Raw genomic sequence first — 16,764 nt, forward strand, 5'->3', positions numbered from 1 at the left:
GCACCGGACGCGATCGGGCCCGGTGCCTGCCACGGTAGCCGGTGAACCCCCACCGGGCGCACCCCGTTCCCGGATCGGCACTAGGGTCACTGTCGTGACCAGCACAGCCCGCGCGGCGCAGGACGCCGACTCCGGCCAGGCCACGACAGGCACCGATCCGGACCAGAACGGATCCCGACGGGGACGCTGGGCCGTCGCGTTCCGTCGGCACCGCACCGACCTGGCGATCGGCCTGTTCTTCCTTCTCCTCGCCGGCTGGCTGACCGCCGGCATGTGGCCGGATCCCGGTGCCCGGGTCCTCTCCCTGAACCCCGAGGACCAGGCACTGTACGAGTGGTTCCTGGCCGTCGACTCCCGGGTCCTGCACGGGGACTTCGCCCTGCTCAGTGACCGGCTCAACGCCCCGACCGGGGTGAATCTGATGGCCAACACCACGGTCATCGCCCTCGGCATGCTGTTCGCGCCGATCACCCTGGTCGCCGGTGCGCCCGCCACCTTCGCGCTGCTCGTCGCCGGCAACCTCGCCGGCACCGCCATCGCCTGGTACCTGCTCTTCACCCGGATGCTGGGCGTCCGGCGGCTCGCCGCCGCACTGGGCGCCGGGCTCTGCGGCTTCGGCCCGGGCATGCTCTCGCAGAGCAACAGCCACCTGCACATGACCGCCCAGTGGCTGGTGCCGGTGCTGGTCTGGCTGGTCGTCCGGCTGGTCCGGGCCGCCGATCCGCAGGGCCGACCCGACCGGCCCGGCGTCGATCGCCGCCGCGTCGTGACCTCGGCGGTCGGACTGGCCGCCACCGTCTCGGTGCAGGTCTTCATCGGCGAGGAGGTGCTGTTCCTCACCGCCGTCGCCATGATCATCCTCAGCCTGGCGTACGCCGCCGCGAACCGCTCGCTGGCCCGCCGGGTGCTGCCCGGGTTCCTCGCCGGAATGCTGCTCGCCGTCGCGCTGGCCGGTGCCGTGCTGGCGTACCCGCTCTGGTTCCAGTTCGCCGGGCCGCAGAGCGTACCGAACGGCATGTTCAGTCCGTACTACTTCTATGCCGACCTGGCCAGTTGGCCCGCCATCTCGCCGCTGTCGATCGCCGGCTCCGCCGGGGCCGCCCAGTTGACCACCGGAGCGGCCGAGTACAACACCTTCCTCGGCTGGCCGCTCCTGCTGGCCACGGTCGTCGCCGCCGGCTGGCTGATCCGGCGGCCGATCGTCATCGCCTGCGTCGCGGCCGGGCTCGGGATGGCGGCGCTGTCGCTGGGCCCGACGGTGGTGGTCAACCGGGAGCCGACCGACCTCAGCGGCCCGTACGCGCTGCTGCTGGGAGTGCCGGTGGTCGACGGTGCGCTGCCGATGCGGTTCGCCCTGGCGCTGCTGCCGCTGATCGCCACGGTGCTGGTACTCGCCGTGGACCGGGGACTGGCGGCGGACCGGACACAGGTCCGGATCCTGGTGCCGGTGGCGGCGGCCCTCGCCCTGCTGCCGATCTTCCCGACCCAGATGGCGACCGCTGCCCGGCCGCCGGTGCCGGAGTTCATCACCGCCGGACACTGGCGCGACTGTGTCGAGCCGGGTGGCGTGCTCGTTCCCGTGCCACTGCCCACCCCGAAGGAGCCCTGGCCGATGCGCTGGGCCGCCGCGGCGGACGCGTCGTTCTCGCTCCCGGAGGGCTTCTTCATCGGCCCCTACGCGGCCGGCGGCAAGGCGTCGATGGGCACCTACAAGCAGCCGACCTCGCAACTGCTGACGGACGTGACGACCAGCGGTGCCGTGCCGGCGGTCAGCGCCGAGCAACGCGAACAGGCCCAGCGGGATGTCAGGTTCTGGAAGGCATCCTGCGTCGTGCTGTCCGACGACGCCGTACACGCGGAGAGCCTGCGGATCACCCTGGAGGCACTCTTCGGCCCGTCCACCCGGATCGCCGACGCCTGGACCTGGCGGGTCGGTTGACCGGCGCTGGCCGGCCGCCACGGCGGCCGGCCAGCGAGTCGGACGCGACCCGGCCCGGGATCAGACCAGTCCGGTCAGACCCAGTGGGGTCAGACCGGCCTGCGGTCGCCCGGCCGGCTACCCGCCGCCGCTGACGCCTCGACGAACTCCTCCCGGGGGTCGTGCAACTGGCCCAGCGCGACGACCTCGCGGCGGAGGAAGAAGGCGAGGCTCCAGTCCACCACCACCCGCACCTTGCGGTTGAACGACGGGATCCGGCTCATGTGGTACGTCCGGTGCATGAACCAGGCCGGCAGCCCCTTGAGCTTGATCCCGTAGACCTGTGCCACGCCCTTGTGCAGCCCCAGGCTGGCGACGCTGCCCGCGTGCTTGTGCTTGTAGTCCACCGGAACCCGGCCCCGGATCACCGCCCGGATGTTGTCGGCCATCCGCGCCGCCTGCCGCACCGCGTGCTGGGCACTCGGCGAGCAGTACGTTCCGGGCGGACCGGTGAGGTCGGGCACCGCCGCGCAGTCACCGGCGCTCCAGGCCCCATCGACGATCCGGTCACCATCGACCACCTGGAGCGTCGGAACGCAGGTCACCCGCCCCCGGTCGTCCCGGGGCAGATCCGTCTGGGCGAGCATCGGCGAGGGCTTCACCCCGGCCGTCCAGACGATGGTGTCGGCCCGGAAGCTGTCGCCGTCGGAGAGCCGGACCAGTCCGTCCACGCAGGATTCCAGCCGGGTCTCCAGCCGGATGTCCATCTTGCGCTTCAGCAGCTGGGCGACCGTGTACGCGCCCATGTCCCGGTCCACCTCGGGCAGCACCCGCAGGGTCGCCTCCACCAGCACCCAGCGCATGTCGTCGGCCTTCAGCTCCGGGTAGTACTTCAGCGCGTCCCGGGCCATGTCCTCCATCTCGGCCAGCGCCTCGATGCCGGCGTACCCGCCGCCGACGAAGACGAAGGTCAGCGCGCAGCGCCGGGTGTCCGGGTCGGTGGTGGCGGCCGCCACGTCGAGCCGGTCCAGCACGTGGTTGCGCAGGAAGATCGCCTCACCGATGGTCTTGAACCCGATGCCCTGCTCCGCCAGTCCGGGAATCGGCAGGGTCCGGGACACCGAGCCGGGCGCCACCACGATGTGGTCGTACCCGATCTCCCGGGCCGGACCGATGATCGGCTGCACCGTCGCGGTCTTCCGGGCGTGCTCGATCCGGGTGACCGTACCGGAGACGATGGTGCAGCGGCGCAGCTCACGCCGGAGCGGCACCACGGAGTGTCGGGGGGAGATGTTGCCGGCCGCCGCCTCCGGCAGGAACGGCTGGTACGTCATGTGCGGCTGCGGGTCGACCACGATGACCTCGGCCTCCCGCGACCGGAGCTTCTTCGACAGGCGCAGGGCCGCGTACAGCCCGACGTGACCGGCACCTACCACAAGGATCCGCTGCGGATTCACGCCTCTATCTTTCCCCCACCGGCCTGCCGATGCGGGCCAGATGCCCCTTCTGTGATTGACGACGCCAGGTGACCCGCGTTACCCCAGTTTGCCGGATCTGGCCGGCCGATCTCTGCCGATCGCCGCGCAGGACCCGCTACCTGCGCCGGAACATCCAGCCGAGCAGTACGGCGGCGAGCACGGCCAGGACGAGACCGCCGAGCAGCGCGACGACGAAGCCCCGGTCGCCCCACTGCCCCTCCACCGCGAGCAGCGGCACCGCCAGCACCGCCGAGGCGAGCGCGACCCCGAGCGCCCGGGACACCCACCGGGCGAGGACCTCGGGGGCCACCACCGCGTCGTACGACAGCAGGGCGGCCAGCGCCGCGAGGCTGTGCGTCAGGTAGAGGAAGGTGGCCAGCCCGAGCAGCCGCCACAGCTCCACCGGCTCGTCGTACCAGCCGGTGGCCACCACCCAGGCCCCGGCGGCGGCCACCAGGATCACGGTGGTCCAGGCCCGGCGCGGAACGATCGCCGGCGCCAGCGCCGCGACCACCAGCAGGCCGAGCAGCCGGACGTCGGCGGGCATCGCGGGGTACGCCAGCAGGAGGGAGACGAACGCGCAGAGGAAGACCCCGACCCGCACCAGCAGGGGTGCCAGGGTGATCCGACCGATCGCCGCGTAGAGCCGCATGATCCGGGTCACCACCGGGCTCCTCCGTTCGCCGACATGGGTCCGTTCGCCGCCACGGGACTCACCGGAGCGCGGGCCGGGGCGCGGAGGCGAGCCGGGCCACGTCCCGGAGCACCAGGTCGAGACTGCCGGCACCGGCCCAGGTGACCACCGGCACACCGTGCTCGCGGAGCTGGCCGATGGTGTTGTCCCGGTCCAGTCGCCAGAGCCGGTGCGCCACGTCGGTCCACTGGCCCCGGGCCGGCGGGGTGGCTGCCGGGGGCAGCGTGTCCACCGCCACCACGAACCGGCCGGACCGGGCCAACCGGGCCAGCATCTTCGCCGACCTGCCGTCCACCAGCGGGGTGAACACCACCACCAGGGCGTTGGAGGAGAGCAGTTGCGGGCCGAAGACCTGGTCGTACGGCTCGTGTGGCGACTGCTCCACCCGGACGTCGAGCAGCCACTCCAGCAGGGTCAGGTACTGCCGGCGGCCGGTGGCGGGACGCAGCCGACGGGCGGACGGGCCGTATTCGAGCAGCGACACCCGGTCGCCCCGGTGCAGGTAGTGCTCGGCGATCGCGGCGGCGGCCCGGACGCAGGTGTCCAGCACCGACGCGCTGCCCCGGATGCCCCCCGAGCGACCGGCCTCGGCCAGTACGTCGAGCAGCAGCACCACCTCCGCGTCCCGGTCGGAGAGCATCGCGGCGACGTGCAGTTGCCGGGCCCGCAGCGAGACGCGCCAGTCGATCCGGCGCAGCCGGTCACCGGGCCCGAAGATCCGGACCCCGGCCAGCTCGCCGCCCTCGCCGGGGCGACGGGACCGGTGTCCGCCGACCAGTCCGGCGGCCCGGGGCATCGCCTGGTCGGCGTCGAACGGTTCGGTGACCGGATAGACGGGCACCATCCGCGCGTCGCTGAGCACTGTCTGGCTCACCAGCAGCCCGTCGCAGGCGGCGGCCCGGACGGCGGCCGGACCCACGGAGTGCCGTCCCCAACGCAGCGTCTCGCCGCGCAGTTCGAGGTCGGAGATGGTGCCGGCCGGCACGGTGAAGCCGTACGGGCGGTCCGTGGCGCTGCGCCGCGCCGGTTGCTCCGGCTCCGGGCTGCTGCCGCCCCTGGCCGGGGCGTCCGCCGTGGCGGTGTCCGGCTCGACGTCCTCGGCGGTGAAGGTCACCCGGTCGATCCGGAGCCACTTCGACACCACGGTACGGATCATGACGAGGTCGTAGCCGACCTCGTCCCGGTTGCCCACACTGATCGCGCCGACCAGCGGGGTCCCCTCCACCAGGTTGGTGTCGTCGACCCCGATCGCCAGTTCCGGGGCGAGCGAGGGACGGCGCCGGAGCGCGAACGCGGTGCCGAGCGCGAACGGCGTGGCCAGGACGACGAGATCGACCCGCCCGAGCAGCGCTCCGGCCACCAGGAACAGCCCGGTCAGCAGCACCGCCCGGCGCAGCGCCGGAGTCGGGACCCAGGTTGGCCCCGGCTCCTCGGCCACGTCGGTGGACCCGGCCCTGCGCTGACCGGGTACCGCGGGTCGCACGTATGGTTCGGTCGTCGTCATGGCGATAGCGCCGCCCCCGCGGGTCGGGCGGCGTAACTGGGCAGCGCGCCGCTGGCCGGCGCGGGCGTGGAATCCAGGACCTCGTTCACCACGAACGACGGGTCGACCCGGCGCAGCCACATCTCGGGCCGCAGCGTGATCCGGTGCGCCAGCACCGGCACCGCCACCGCCTTGACGTCCTCGGGGATCACGTAGTCACGGTTGGCGAACGCGGCCTTCGCCCGAGCCAGCAGCAGCAGGCCGAGCGAGCCCCGGGGCGAGGCCCCGACCAGCACCGAGGCGTGCTCACGGGTGGCCGCCGTCAGCGCGACGATGTAGCGGCCGATGGAGTCCTCCACCACCACGTTCTCCAGGGCCGCCTGCATCGCCCGGAGCAGGTTGGCGTCGACCACCGGCTTCAGCTCCGCCTCTTCCTGGCGGCGGTTCATCCGGCGGCGCAGCACGTCCCACTCCTCGTCGTGGGTGGGATAGCCGAACGAGACCCGGAGCAGGAAGCGGTCGAGCTGCGCCTCCGGCAGCGGGTACGTGCCCTCGTACTCGATCGGGTTGGCGGTGGCGATCACGTGGAACGGGGGGTCCAGCCGGTAGGTGACACCCTCCACCGAGACCTGCTTCTCCTGCATCGCCTCCAGCAGCGCCGCCTGGGTCTTCGGCGGCGTACGGTTGATCTCGTCGGCGAGCAGCAGGTTCGTGAAGACCGGACCGGCCCGGAAGGTGAAGTCGGCGGTGCGCTGGTCGTACAGGAACGACCCGGTGACGTCGGCGGGCAGCAGGTCCGGGGTGAACTGCAACCGGCGGAAGTCGAGCCCGAGCGCCTGCGCGAACGAGCGGGCGGTCAGCGTCTTGCCGAGCCCCGGCAGGTCCTCCAGCAGCACGTGCCCGCCGGCCAGGATCCCGGCCAGCACCAGTTCCAGGGCGTCCCGCTTGCCCACCACCACCGTGCCGACCTGGTCCAGCACCGCGTGCGCGAGCCGCCCCACGTCGAAGGTGGTGACCTGGTCCGCGTCTTTCATAGCTTCTCCAATTGGGCGACGTACGCCGCGAGGTCGCGCGGCGGCGGAGTGCGCTTGGCAGGCGTACCGAGAAATTGCCACAGGGGCTCGCCGAGCAGTGCGCGGGCCCGGACCGGATCGCCGGCCCGGGTGATCCCGTGCCGCTGCCGGAGCAGTTCGTCGGCGAGTTCGGCGAGCACCGGCAGCACCGCCCGATTGAACCGCTCCGGCTCCCCCTGCGACCAGACCAGTTTGGCCTCCCAGCGGTTGACCGAGCTACCCAGGGCGTCCCGGACGGCCCAGTTGTAGCTGCCGTCCTCCTCGCCCCGCTCGGGGTCCCGGGCGAACCGGATCCGGGGCGGCGGCGGTGGGGTGAGCGCCTGGGCGACCCGGCGGATCAGCAGCAGCGCCAGGAAGCCGGCGAAGATCGCGGCGGGCGACACTCCGACCCCGACCATCCGCAGCCCGAGTACGACGGCGGCGGCGAGCGCCGCGGCGGCGAACGCGCTCCGCAGCCAGGCCCGTACGCCACTGCTGCGGCGGGCGGCCCTGGGCTGCTGTTCCTCCTCGTGTTCGAGCAGGTCGTAGATGCTTGCGCTGGACTCGCTCATCCGAACCTGCCCTCGGCTCCGGACCGCGTGGAACGCTCGCCGCCGGCGGTCACGGGACCACCCTGCGCGGTGGTGAGTTCGGTACGCAGCCGTTGCAGCGCGGAGCGGGCCTGGGCGCGCATCCGCTCGTCCACGGTGTGGGTGGCGTACCGCGCCTCCCGGTAGACCTCGGCGAACGCCGCCAGCACGTCGGCGCTGACCGGCCGGTCGGCGCCGAGCAGCCGGGTCACCAGCTCGGTCGGGGTGTCGCCGGGCCGACGTTCGACGCCGGCCGCCGAGGCGGCCTGTTCCAGCCGGACCCAGCAGGCGATGACCGCCTTGCGCGGGTCGGCGTCGCTGTCGGAGAGGTCGACCAGTCCGGCGTCGAGCGCGGCGACCACCTCCTCGGCGGTTTCCGTCGCGGACCGGACCGACCGCCGGCCGGTGCTCCTGGCGAGTCCCTTCCGGCGCCGCAGCAGATCCCGGACCAGGGCCCAGACCAGCACCCCGAGCACGACCGCCACCACCGCGCCGCAGAGCAGCGCGCCGACCATCGGGATCCAGTCCGGCAGGGTCGGCCCGGTCTCGGGAGCGGCGGTCACCTGGCCCTGGGCGGGCGCCGCCGACTGCGGCTCGGGCAGGGTCGGCACGATGTCGGCCGGCGGCTCGATCCGCTCGAACCCGATCGACGAGTTGGCCGCCGCGAGGGCGGCCAGGCCCAGCAGTCCGGTGACGGCGGCCAGCGGCCACAGCGTCCGCAGCAGGGCGGAGGTCACCGTGGATCGGGTCGGCTGCTCCCCCGGACGGGCACGACCGGAGTGCCCGTCGGTCATCGCCACCGCCCCTTCGAGCCGTCTAGCGGAAGTCGTCCAGCCCGGCCAGGCGCCTCGCCCGGGTGAACACCTCGTCCAGCATTGCCGGTGTGAGCCGTCCGGTAAAGGTGTTCTGCTGGCTGACGTGGTAACAGCCGAGGACCTGCGGTACGGCATCTCCGGACCAGTGTGCCCCATGGCCGAACCGGGGTCGCGGGGTGGGCGGGCGGACGCCGTACACGTGCCGGAGCGTCGGCCACCACGCCGCCCAGGCGAACGCGCCCAGGGTGACCACGACGCGCAGGGTGGGCCTGATCAGTTCGATCTCCCGGTGCAGCCAGGGTGCGCAGGTGTCCCGCTCGACCGGGGTGGGCTTGTTGTCCGGCGGCGCGCAGCGGACGGCGGCGGCGATCCGGGTGTGCCGCAGGCTCAGCCCGTCGTCGGACGCCACGCTGGTCGGCTGGTTGGCCAGCCCGGCCCGGTACAGCGCGGCGAAGAGCACGTCCCCGGACCGGTCGCCGGTGAAGATCCGCCCGGTCCGGTTGCCGCCGTGCGCGGCCGGCGCCAGGCCGAGGATCGCGATCCGGGCGTCCGGGCTGCCGAAGCCGGGCACCGGCCGACCCCAGTACTCCTGGTCACGGAAGGCGGCACGACGGACGGTGGCGACCTCCTCGCGCCAGGCGACCAGGCGCGGGCAGGCGAAGCAGTCGGAAACCTCGCGGTCCAACTCGGCCAGGCCGCTCGCCCGCGGTGCGCGGGCGAGCACGTCCTGCGGGTTACGCGGCTGTGCCAAGCCGGGTCCGGAAGAGTTCGAGGGTACGGGCCCAGGCGCTGGCCGCCGCCTGCTGGTCGAAGACCTCGGGGCGGTCGTCGTTGAAGAACGCGTGCCGGGTCCCGGGGTAGTCGTGCAGGGTGCAGTCGCCACCGGCCGCCTCGATCGCCCGCCGGGCCGCCTTGACGCCGTCGGCGGCCGAGGTGCCGTCCTCCTCCGAGCAGTGGATCACCGCGGCCTTGCCGGCGTAGTTCGCCCAGTCCGGGCTCATCCGTTCCCACGGCAGCACCGGGTAGAAACCTGCGGTCGCGACGATCCGGTCGGAGAGCGTCGCCGACCAGAGCGCCAGACTGCCACCGGCGCAGAAGCCCACGCAGCCGACCTTGCCGACCACCTCCGGCCGCTCCGCGAGGTAGTCGGCGGCCCCGGCGATGTCCCGGGCGGCCTGGTCCATGGCCAGACCCATGATCAGCTTTCCGGCGTGGTCGGGCTCGGTGGTGGAGGTGCCGTGGTAGAGGTCGGGGGCGAGCGCCACGAAGCCGGCCTCGGCGAACCGGTCGGCGACCGAGGTGATGTGTGGCACCAGTCCCCACCACTCCTGGATGACGATGACGGCCGGCCCGGTCGCGCCGTCGACGGGTACCGCGAGGTATCCCTCGCTGGTTCCGCCGTTACTGCGGTAACTCACCATCTCGCCCATCGGTGGCCCTCCTGTCGGTCAGTCATCGTTGGCTGGTCGCACAGTTTTTTCCGACCGATGTCCGGTGGTCGGGTCTTGCATGTCGGGTGTGCGGGTAGCCTGCCACGCTCGACCGGAGGGATGGAAGGTAACGGCGACGTGGCGTACACCTCCTGTTGCGGAGGTGTACGCCACGTCGTTGCCGTTCGCCCCGCCCCCGGGGCCTACGGATCAGGTGGTGGGGGTCGGGGTGGGAGTCGGAACGGCTCCGGTCGGGCTCGTCCCCGGCGCCGGGGAACCACTCGGGGTGGCCGGCGGCGTCGGGCCCACGCTGTCTGTCGGCTCAGCGGATCCGGTGGGCGAGAGGGGCGGCGGTGCGGTCGGGCGCACCTGGAACGGAGCGCTCTGCGGGCAGTAGGGGTACGGCTGCCGCATCGGGTCGACATAGTCCGGACCGGGCTGCAACCGCTGCTGCGCCTCCTCGCACCACGGACTGCCGAGCCGGATCGGCTCACCGTTCTGGTCGAACAGCCGTACGTCCGTCAGCAGTCGACCCTCGCTGTCGTAGACGTAGACGTCCTGCACTCCGGAGTACTGGTCGGTGTAGACCGGCGAGTAGTTGTTCTCGTACCCACCGACGGCCCGGCTGTCGGCCTCGAAGAAGCCGACCAGGCCGAAGAAGACCAGCAGCACCGCGCCGAGGTGCAGGATCCACCTGGGGCGCCGACCCAACCGGTCGGTACGCCGGCCGAGCCAGATCGACCCGGCGACGGTCGCGGCCAGCAGCAGGATCGCGGCCAGGCCGCTGCCGCCGAGCCGGGGCAGCAGGCCGAACGAGGTACCGGTCAGAATCGCGGTGATCAGCATGGCGGCCAGGTAGCCCCGGAGCACCCACCAGGCGGGGCGCAACAGGAGGAGGAACTCACTGAGCCGGCCGTACCCGATCGGCGGGCCGAGCCGCGAGTCCACCGCGCGCAGCCGGTCGCGGCTCTTGCGGACGACGCTGGCGATCCGCTGGTCCAGGTTGACGACGGTGACGGGCGGGGCCACCCCGGCGGCAGTACGCAGCTCGACCGCGTACATCTCGGGCGGGCCGAGCCGCTCGACCAGCGAGCCCTCTCCCTCGGCGGCCACCTCGGCGAGGTGTTCCGGAAGGTCTTCGAGGAGTTCGTCGCGGACCGGCGGCGCGAGGTCGCCCAGCGCCGCACGGACCTGGCCCACGTACCGGGCGATCTCCTGCTCGGTCACCACGGTGCCCTCGCTCCGCTCGGTCATGGCGTCTCCTCGCTGCGCTCGTCGTCACCATGACCCCGTCGACTGGGCTGGCTGATGCCTTCGCTCCGCTCGGTCATGCCGCCATCCCCCGGTCGTCGAGCAGCGTCTCCATCGTGTTGGCGAACGATCGCCACACCTTGCCCGACCGGGTGAGCTGGTCCCGTCCGGCCGCGTTCAGCGCGTAGTACTTGCGGTGCGGCCCCGACTCACTGGGCACGACATAGGTGGTCAGCAGTCCGCCCTGGAAGAGCCGGCGCAGGGTGCCGTAGACCGAGGCGTCACCGATCTCCTCGAGACCGGCGGCGCGCAGGCGGCGCATGATGTCGTAGCCGTAGCCGTCCTCGTCCTTCAACACGGCGAGGACCGCGAGGTCCAGCACACCTTTGAGCAACTGGGTGGTGTCCACGCCGAGGATGCTACTGTTCAATCCGTAGTACCGTCAACAATGTACTAGCGTGGCGCACCGGGGCTACGGTGGCGCCGTGCCTGCCGAGACCGACGTACTGCGCTGCCTCACCGCGACGACCGGGGTGTACCGGGGCCGTGGCGACGGCCCCGAGAGCGGGCCGTTCCTGGCCCGGATGGCGGTGAGCACCAGCCTGAACGGGCGTGCCGCCATTCTGGACTACGAGGCCACCAACGACCGGGACGGTCTGCGGCACGTCGAGCACAGCGTGCTGGTGCTGGGCGGCGGCGGTCGGCTCGAACTGCACGTCGCCAGCCTCGAACTGCCCGGCATGGTGCGCTTCACCCAGCAGACTCCCGGCCACTTCACCGCGTACGAGGGTCCGCTGGTGGCCCGGATCGTGTTGCGTACGCCCCGGCCGGGAGAGATCAGTTACGCCTGGTGGTGGTCCCGGGACGAGGGCGAGCCCCGGGAGCAGTCCCGGGCCGACCTGCGCCGCAGCGGTTGAGCCGGATCCCTCCGTCAGCCCAGGCGGCCATCAGCAGCACTCCTTGGTCGCACTCTCCGGGCAGGCCGCCGGGTCCACCGCCAGCACGACCCCGAGCAGGTCGGTCAGGGCGTGCCCGATCCGGGGGTCGGCGAGTTCGTACCTGGTCCGGCGCCCCTCCGGTACGGCCACCACCAGGCCACAGCCGCGCAGACAGGCGAGATGGTTGGAGAGATTCTGCCGGGTCGCCCCGAGCAGTTCCGCCAACTCGGCCGGATATCCCGGGCCGTCCCGGAGCGCCAGCAACAGCCGCGCCCGGGTCTGGTCCGAGAGCGCGTGACCGAACCGCGCGAGGACCTGGCCGTGCGTCAGGGTCTCCATGCCGGGCAACAATACAGCAATTACTGGATACAGCGATAGATGTACTCAGGACGAAGCGCCTCTCAGTTCCTCGCGACCCTCCGGCTTCGTCCTCCAGGACCAGGCGCCGACGCCCGAACCCGACGGGCAACGGGCGGACTTCGTACGGGGAAATCTTCCGCACCTCACCGAGTGGCTGGCCCAGCGCCCGGACGAGGACGCGGCCCCGCGGAGGTCGATATCCGTGGGCTCGCCCCGCTCGTGGTCCGGAACGAAGGCCAGCGCGCACCCGCGCCTCTAACGTTCGACTGAGCCGGTGACACAGAGCAGCGAGCCGGACCTGGTCGTCGTCGAGGTGACCGTGTTGCTGTCGAAGCCGTGTTCGGCGAGTACGACCGGCAACCGCTGCGCCAACTCGGCCGCCCGGTCCGCGCCCGGCGGCTCGTAGCAGAGGTAGAGCCTCCCGGTCGGCTTCAGCAGCCGCTTGACGATCGCGAGTTCGCGGGCCGGCGAGCGTACCCAGAAAAGATTGACATTGACGGCGAAGATCTTGTCGAACCGCTCGCCGTCCAGATCGGAGTCTTCCAGCGTTCCGAGCCGGATGACCGCCCGGCCCGTCGAGACGTACCGCAGATTCCGTTGCTCCGCCTGTCGGATCGCAGATGCCGACCGGTCAATCGCGGTAATCGTTCCGTCGACGAGTCGATCGCAGACCAACGAGATCGCGACTCCGGTCCCACAGCCGATCTCCAACAAATGATCGCCGGGTGCAACATCCATTGTCTGGACGGCCCAGCGCAGCCGCTCCGGAATCGCACTCCCCACCACGACCGGACTGTACGCGCCGATCATGCGCAGTCGTGGCCTGGCCCAGGCGAGAAACCGTGCGTACATGGCGGCCGGATCGGGACCGGGCTGCGGATTGAGCCGGTACAGGTCGTCGATCGCGTCCTGGAGGACCGTGCCGAGATAGACGTGCAGTGCGACCGGGTCGGCGGCGTATTCGATCGTCAACCGGGCGCGGGCGATCGGGCAGGGCCAGGGGCGGGCGCACGCCCGGCAGAGCCAGATCGGCCGCTGTGGCTCGTGCGGGCGTGCGGCGAACGACATCGCAACCTCCCGGTGTGTGGAAGGGGGTCGCCGGTTTTGCCGATACCGGCGACCCCCCGCAGGTCGCACCCGGGACCAACAACCCCGTGTTCCACCGAGCGCGACCGCATGCCGGGAAGTTTTCGACATCGATTAGCCGCTTTGCCAGAAGTATGGTGCGAGATTTGCTGAGAAATATTGACATCGGCTCGGCCGACCCGATATCGGTGTCTCGTTCGAGCCGTTCAAAACCGTCCATCGAGAATGGAGCGGCATCGTGGGCATCCACGGATCATCGGTACCGCAGCGTCAGCTCGGCCGTCATCTCAAGCTCGCCCGAGAGGAGGCGGGGATCAACCTCGAACCGGCGGCCAAGACCCTGGAATGGTCGAGGGCCCGCATGTACCGGATCGAGCGGGGCGAGACGACGGTACGTACCCACGACGTCGAAGCCATGTGCCGGCTGTACGGCGTGACCACGAAGATGACCGACGTACTGCTGGGCCTGGCCCGGGAGTCCAAGGCCAAGGGCTGGTGGCACGCCTACGGCGAAGTGATCCCGTCCTGGTTCCAGTTGTACGTCGGCATGGAGGCGACCGCCTCCCGGATCCGACAGTTCGAGTCGTCCCTGATTCCCGGACTCCTCCAGACCCCGGACTACGCCGCCGAGGTGATCCGCACCAAGCCGGACGTGACCGAGCAGGAGGTCGCCGCCAAGGTGGCGCTTCGGCTTGAGCGGCAACGAATCCTGACCCGGCGTCGCCCCAAGGCCCCCGACCTGGAGGTCATCGTGGACGAGGCGGTGCTGCGCCGTCCGATCGCCGATCACGACGCTTGGTTGGCCCAACTCGCTCACCTGGCCAACTCCAACCGGGTGCCCTCGGTCACCGTCCGGATCCTGCCGTCGGGGGTCGGTCCGCACCTGGCCTCGGTCGCCAACTCGTTCCACATCTTCGAGTTCCCGGCCATCGGCACCCGACCGCCCGAGCCAACCACCATCTACAGCGAGAACCTGACCGGCGCCCTTTACCTGGACAAGCCGGCCGAGGTGGCGGTCTACGATCAGGTCTGGCAGAGACTGGGAGAGTTGGCCCTGAGCCAGGAGGACTCCGAGGATCTGCTGACCGCCATCATCAAGGAGGCTGTCGATGACTGAGCCGACCATCCCGAGCTGGCACAAGAGCACCCGCAGCAGTAATCAGGGCGCCTGCGTCGAGGTCGCGGGCAACCTGCCCGGCCGGGTGCTGGTACGCGACACCAAGGACCGCGACGGCGGCATCCTGACCTTCCGGTCCGACGCCTGGCGGTCCTTTGTCGCCGAGCCACCCAGGCGGTCGTGAGTCATGCACTCGGGGGTCAGTTGACCGGGAACGCCCGCTCCACCGACACCAGGCAGTGGGCAGCCGGCCTGCCCGTCTCCTCCACGACCACCCTGTCGCCGACGAGCAGACGACATGTCGCGGTGTCGCCCAGCACGGCGATGACGTTGAGGCTGATCCTCCCGCTCTCGACCGCCACCTCGATGTCCTTGGACCATGGAGTCTTGACGACGCTCATCGGGCCGTCGCCGACATCGTGGCCCTTGCCGTTGTCATCGGGTCCGCTCCAGGAAATGCTCGTCGCCTCGCCAGACCGGGTGGTGGCCTCCAGCCGGATCTCCCGGTCGTCCCCGAGCAGCACCAGCCCCGCCCAGACGAGTCCGAGTACGCAGAGGGCCGCGACGGCGCCGACGACGAGAGCGCGCCGACTCCGCCGTACGGTGCCGGAGGCATTGTGTTGATCTGTCACGGACGGCAGCGTACGGGTGCCGTCTCGCCCGCCTGGACACAACAGTGGCAGCAGCCAGCCTGAGCCCCCGGATCATCGAAGCGACCAGGATTGGAGCTACGGCCACTGGGGACCGGTCCCGAGTGCCGGCGGTACTGTCGGGGTCATGGCCCAGGGCGACAGCGAACCGGGAAGTCGGCGGCGACCGAGGTGGCGTACGACCATGGCGGCGGCCCTGGTCGCAGCGTCGGTCATGGTCGCCGGTTGCGGCGGAGAGGGGGACGGGGACGAACCGCGTACGGCCGGAACCACCCCGGCATCCACCGTCACCACTCCCGCCCAGGCGGCGACGCCGAGCACCACGGTCGCCGGCCCCGCCGCCACCCTCGCCGAGCTGGCGCGGCAGCCCTGCCGCGCCCTCGACCAGCAGGACAGCGGCAAACTCGGCATCATCATCGAAGGGTCGGAGACCGACCTCGACGGCAAGTCCTGCCAATGGGGGATCCTGGATGGAGTAGTGGCTTTCACCCCGTACCCGTCGGTTGACCAGACGGCGGCCAAGGAGTTCCGGCACCTGAAGCAGATCAAGATCGACGGGCATCGGGCGGTCCAGGGCACCACCGCACGCGGAGGATGCACCACGCTCGTCGCGATCGGGGCCAGGCAGTCGTTCCGGCTCATCGCCAGCCCTCTCGGCGAAGACGCGGCCGGGTCGAAATCCTGTCCCCGCAACACCACCTTCGCGACAGCGATCCTCGCCCACCTGGGATGAGCCGGCCGGAGGAGCCCTTGTCCGACGTCGAGGTCAGGTACCCGGCACGGCACCCGCGCCCAGAATGCCGGGCCACGATCGGGAGTCGTCCCTCGACCTCGATTCGCACCGCACCACCTCCCTCGACGATGCTCGACTGCGACACATAGCGGCACCGGTACGGCGTAGCGGGTCCCCATCGTCGATGGATCGGCCGGAAAATGGGGCCATGCCACGTAGCGCACCCGACATCGACGTACCGGATCTCAGCGGCAGGCTCGCGGTCGTCACCGGAGCCAACAGCGGAATCGGTTTCGGCCTCAGCGGCCGGTTCGCCCAGGCGGGCGCGGAGGTGATCCTCGCGGTCCGCAACGAGCGGAAGGGTGCCGAGGCGATCGCCAAGATCCGCGACCGGGTACCCAACGCGGTCCTCAGCCTGCGGGAACTGGACCTGTCCTCCCTGGCCAGCGTCGCGGCGCTCGGCGCCGATCTGAACAAGGCCGGTCGGCCGGTCGACTTCCTGGCCAACAACGCCGGGATCATGGCCCCGCGTCGCCGGGCGGTCACCTCGGACGGGTTCGAACTCCAGTTCGCCACCAACTATCTGGGGCACTTCGCCCTGACCGGCCACCTGCTGCCGCTGCTGCGGGCCGCCGGATCGGCCCGGGTGGTGTCGGTCAGCAGCCTGATGAGCCGCCTGGGACGGTTGGACTTTTACGACCTGCAGAGTGAACGTCGCTACCAGGGCGTGCTCGCGTACGGCGTCTCCAAGCTCGCCCAGCTCGTCTTCGCCCGGGAACTCGACCGGCGCAGCGTGGCCGGCGGCTGGGGCATCCGCAGCAACGCCGCCCATCCGGGCGCGACCATCACGAACCTCCAGGTCACCGGCCCTACCCACGGTGGACGTTCGGTCCGGCTCAACCGGATCCGGAACCGGCTCCTCTACCTCGTGCCCGGGGTGTGGCAGGAGGTCCCCGCCGGCGTCCTGCCCGCCCTCTACGCCGCCACCAGCCCGGATGCCGAGGGCGCCGGATACTACGGCCCGGACGGGTTCGGCGAACTGCGTGGCGGCGCGGCACCGGCGAAGATCCCCGCCCGTGCGCTGAACGACGAGGACGCAACCCGGCTCTGGGACGTCTCGGAACAGCTCAGTGGCGTGACCTACCCGAAGGCGCACCAGCCCGCCTGAG

At 71.3% G+C, this 16,764-nt stretch carries 19 protein-coding genes; 6 read left to right on the forward strand and 13 right to left on the reverse strand.

Translation table 11 applies throughout. From position 1 onward, the window contains the following. The first annotated feature begins 94 nt into the window (after nucleotides 1–94). Nucleotides 95–1,939: a hypothetical protein gene (locus tag ACFP2T_RS24995; RefSeq protein ID WP_377425397.1), complete on the forward strand. Its 1,845-nt coding sequence runs from the start codon at nucleotides 95–97 to the stop codon at nucleotides 1,937–1,939. Nucleotides 1,940–2,028: 89 nt separating this feature from the next. Here the strand turns inward: ACFP2T_RS24995 and ACFP2T_RS25000 are convergent, their stop codons facing one another. The 10 genes from ACFP2T_RS25000 to ACFP2T_RS25045 form a co-directional block, all read right to left on the reverse strand. After that, nucleotides 2,029–3,375 (reverse strand): NAD(P)/FAD-dependent oxidoreductase, encoded by a 1,347-nt coding sequence (locus ACFP2T_RS25000; protein ID WP_377425399.1) that lies wholly within the window; start codon nucleotides 3,373–3,375, stop codon nucleotides 2,029–2,031. 136 nt (nucleotides 3,376–3,511) lie between these two features. Then, entirely contained in the window at nucleotides 3,512–4,060 is a 549-nt protein-coding gene (locus ACFP2T_RS25005; RefSeq protein ID WP_377425401.1) for a hypothetical protein, read from the reverse strand. A 49-nt stretch (nucleotides 4,061–4,109) separates the two neighbouring features. Beyond that, a complete protein-coding gene (locus tag ACFP2T_RS25010; RefSeq protein WP_417629211.1) occupies nucleotides 4,110–5,528 on the reverse strand; it encodes a DUF58 domain-containing protein in 1,419 nt (472 codons plus the stop codon). Between the two features lie 62 nt (nucleotides 5,529–5,590). Beyond that, nucleotides 5,591–6,607 (reverse strand): AAA family ATPase, encoded by a 1,017-nt coding sequence (locus tag ACFP2T_RS25015; RefSeq protein WP_377425405.1) that lies wholly within the window; start codon nucleotides 6,605–6,607, stop codon nucleotides 5,591–5,593. Continuing rightward, the gene (locus ACFP2T_RS25020; protein ID WP_377425407.1) at nucleotides 6,604–7,197 is read right to left on the reverse strand and encodes a hypothetical protein; all 594 of its coding nucleotides are present in this window, start codon (nucleotides 7,195–7,197) and stop codon (nucleotides 6,604–6,606) included. Before ACFP2T_RS25020 ends, ACFP2T_RS25015 begins: the two co-directional genes overlap by 4 nt. Further along, complete coding sequence (locus ACFP2T_RS25025; RefSeq protein ID WP_377425409.1) at nucleotides 7,194–8,009, reverse strand: DUF4129 domain-containing protein; 816 nt, start codon at nucleotides 8,007–8,009, stop codon at nucleotides 7,194–7,196. Before ACFP2T_RS25025 ends, ACFP2T_RS25020 begins: the two co-directional genes overlap by 4 nt. A gap of 22 nt (nucleotides 8,010–8,031) precedes the next feature. Next, entirely contained in the window at nucleotides 8,032–8,754 is a 723-nt protein-coding gene (locus tag ACFP2T_RS25030; protein ID WP_377426187.1) for a uracil-DNA glycosylase, read from the reverse strand. Nucleotides 8,755–8,764: 10 nt separating this feature from the next. Beyond that, nucleotides 8,765–9,460 (reverse strand): dienelactone hydrolase family protein, encoded by a 696-nt coding sequence (locus ACFP2T_RS25035; protein WP_377425411.1) that lies wholly within the window; start codon nucleotides 9,458–9,460, stop codon nucleotides 8,765–8,767. 210 nt (nucleotides 9,461–9,670) lie between these two features. Further along, on the reverse strand, nucleotides 9,671–10,714 hold the full coding sequence (locus ACFP2T_RS25040; RefSeq protein ID WP_377425412.1) for an HAAS signaling domain-containing protein: 1,044 nt from the start codon (nucleotides 10,712–10,714) through the stop codon (nucleotides 9,671–9,673). Nucleotides 10,715–10,787: 73 nt separating this feature from the next. Beyond that, a complete protein-coding gene (locus tag ACFP2T_RS25045) occupies nucleotides 10,788–11,120 on the reverse strand; it encodes a PadR family transcriptional regulator (RefSeq protein WP_196206101.1) in 333 nt (110 codons plus the stop codon). A gap of 76 nt (nucleotides 11,121–11,196) precedes the next feature. On the opposite strand from ACFP2T_RS25045, the gene ACFP2T_RS25050 reads away from it, so the two are divergent. After that, on the forward strand, nucleotides 11,197–11,628 hold the full coding sequence (locus tag ACFP2T_RS25050) for a hypothetical protein (protein ID WP_377425415.1): 432 nt from the start codon (nucleotides 11,197–11,199) through the stop codon (nucleotides 11,626–11,628). Between the two features lie 30 nt (nucleotides 11,629–11,658). Here the strand turns inward: ACFP2T_RS25050 and ACFP2T_RS25055 are convergent, their stop codons facing one another. Further along, a complete protein-coding gene (locus ACFP2T_RS25055; RefSeq protein WP_377425417.1) occupies nucleotides 11,659–11,988 on the reverse strand; it encodes an ArsR/SmtB family transcription factor in 330 nt (109 codons plus the stop codon). A 276-nt stretch (nucleotides 11,989–12,264) separates the two neighbouring features. Further along, a complete protein-coding gene (locus ACFP2T_RS25060) occupies nucleotides 12,265–13,077 on the reverse strand; it encodes a class I SAM-dependent methyltransferase (protein ID WP_377425419.1) in 813 nt (270 codons plus the stop codon). Between the two features lie 256 nt (nucleotides 13,078–13,333). Between ACFP2T_RS25060 and ACFP2T_RS25065 the strand changes: the two genes are divergently transcribed. Continuing rightward, nucleotides 13,334–14,212, forward strand: coding sequence for a helix-turn-helix domain-containing protein (locus tag ACFP2T_RS25065; protein ID WP_377425421.1), 879 nt, complete (start codon nucleotides 13,334–13,336; stop codon nucleotides 14,210–14,212). Continuing rightward, nucleotides 14,205–14,396 (forward strand): DUF397 domain-containing protein, encoded by a 192-nt coding sequence (locus tag ACFP2T_RS25070; protein WP_377425423.1) that lies wholly within the window; start codon nucleotides 14,205–14,207, stop codon nucleotides 14,394–14,396. Before ACFP2T_RS25065 ends, ACFP2T_RS25070 begins: the two co-directional genes overlap by 8 nt. Nucleotides 14,397–14,412: 16 nt before the next feature. Here the strand turns inward: ACFP2T_RS25070 and ACFP2T_RS25075 are convergent, their stop codons facing one another. Further along, nucleotides 14,413–14,844 carry a hypothetical protein gene (locus ACFP2T_RS25075; protein WP_377425424.1) on the reverse strand — a complete coding sequence of 144 codons (432 nt, stop codon included), beginning with the start codon at nucleotides 14,842–14,844 and terminating at the stop codon, nucleotides 14,413–14,415. A gap of 145 nt (nucleotides 14,845–14,989) precedes the next feature. Here ACFP2T_RS25075 and ACFP2T_RS25080 point away from each other — a divergent pair, with 145 nt between their 5' ends. Further along, a complete protein-coding gene (locus ACFP2T_RS25080) occupies nucleotides 14,990–15,595 on the forward strand; it encodes a DUF3558 family protein (protein WP_377425426.1) in 606 nt (201 codons plus the stop codon). Nucleotides 15,596–15,803: 208 nt separating this feature from the next. Continuing rightward, entirely contained in the window at nucleotides 15,804–16,763 is a 960-nt protein-coding gene (locus ACFP2T_RS25085; protein WP_377425428.1) for an SDR family oxidoreductase, read from the forward strand. Nucleotide 16,764 lies beyond the last annotated feature (1 nt).

This window comes from Plantactinospora solaniradicis (assembly GCF_042658085.1).
Classification (GTDB): Bacteria; Actinomycetota; Actinomycetes; order Mycobacteriales; family Micromonosporaceae; genus Plantactinospora; species Plantactinospora solaniradicis.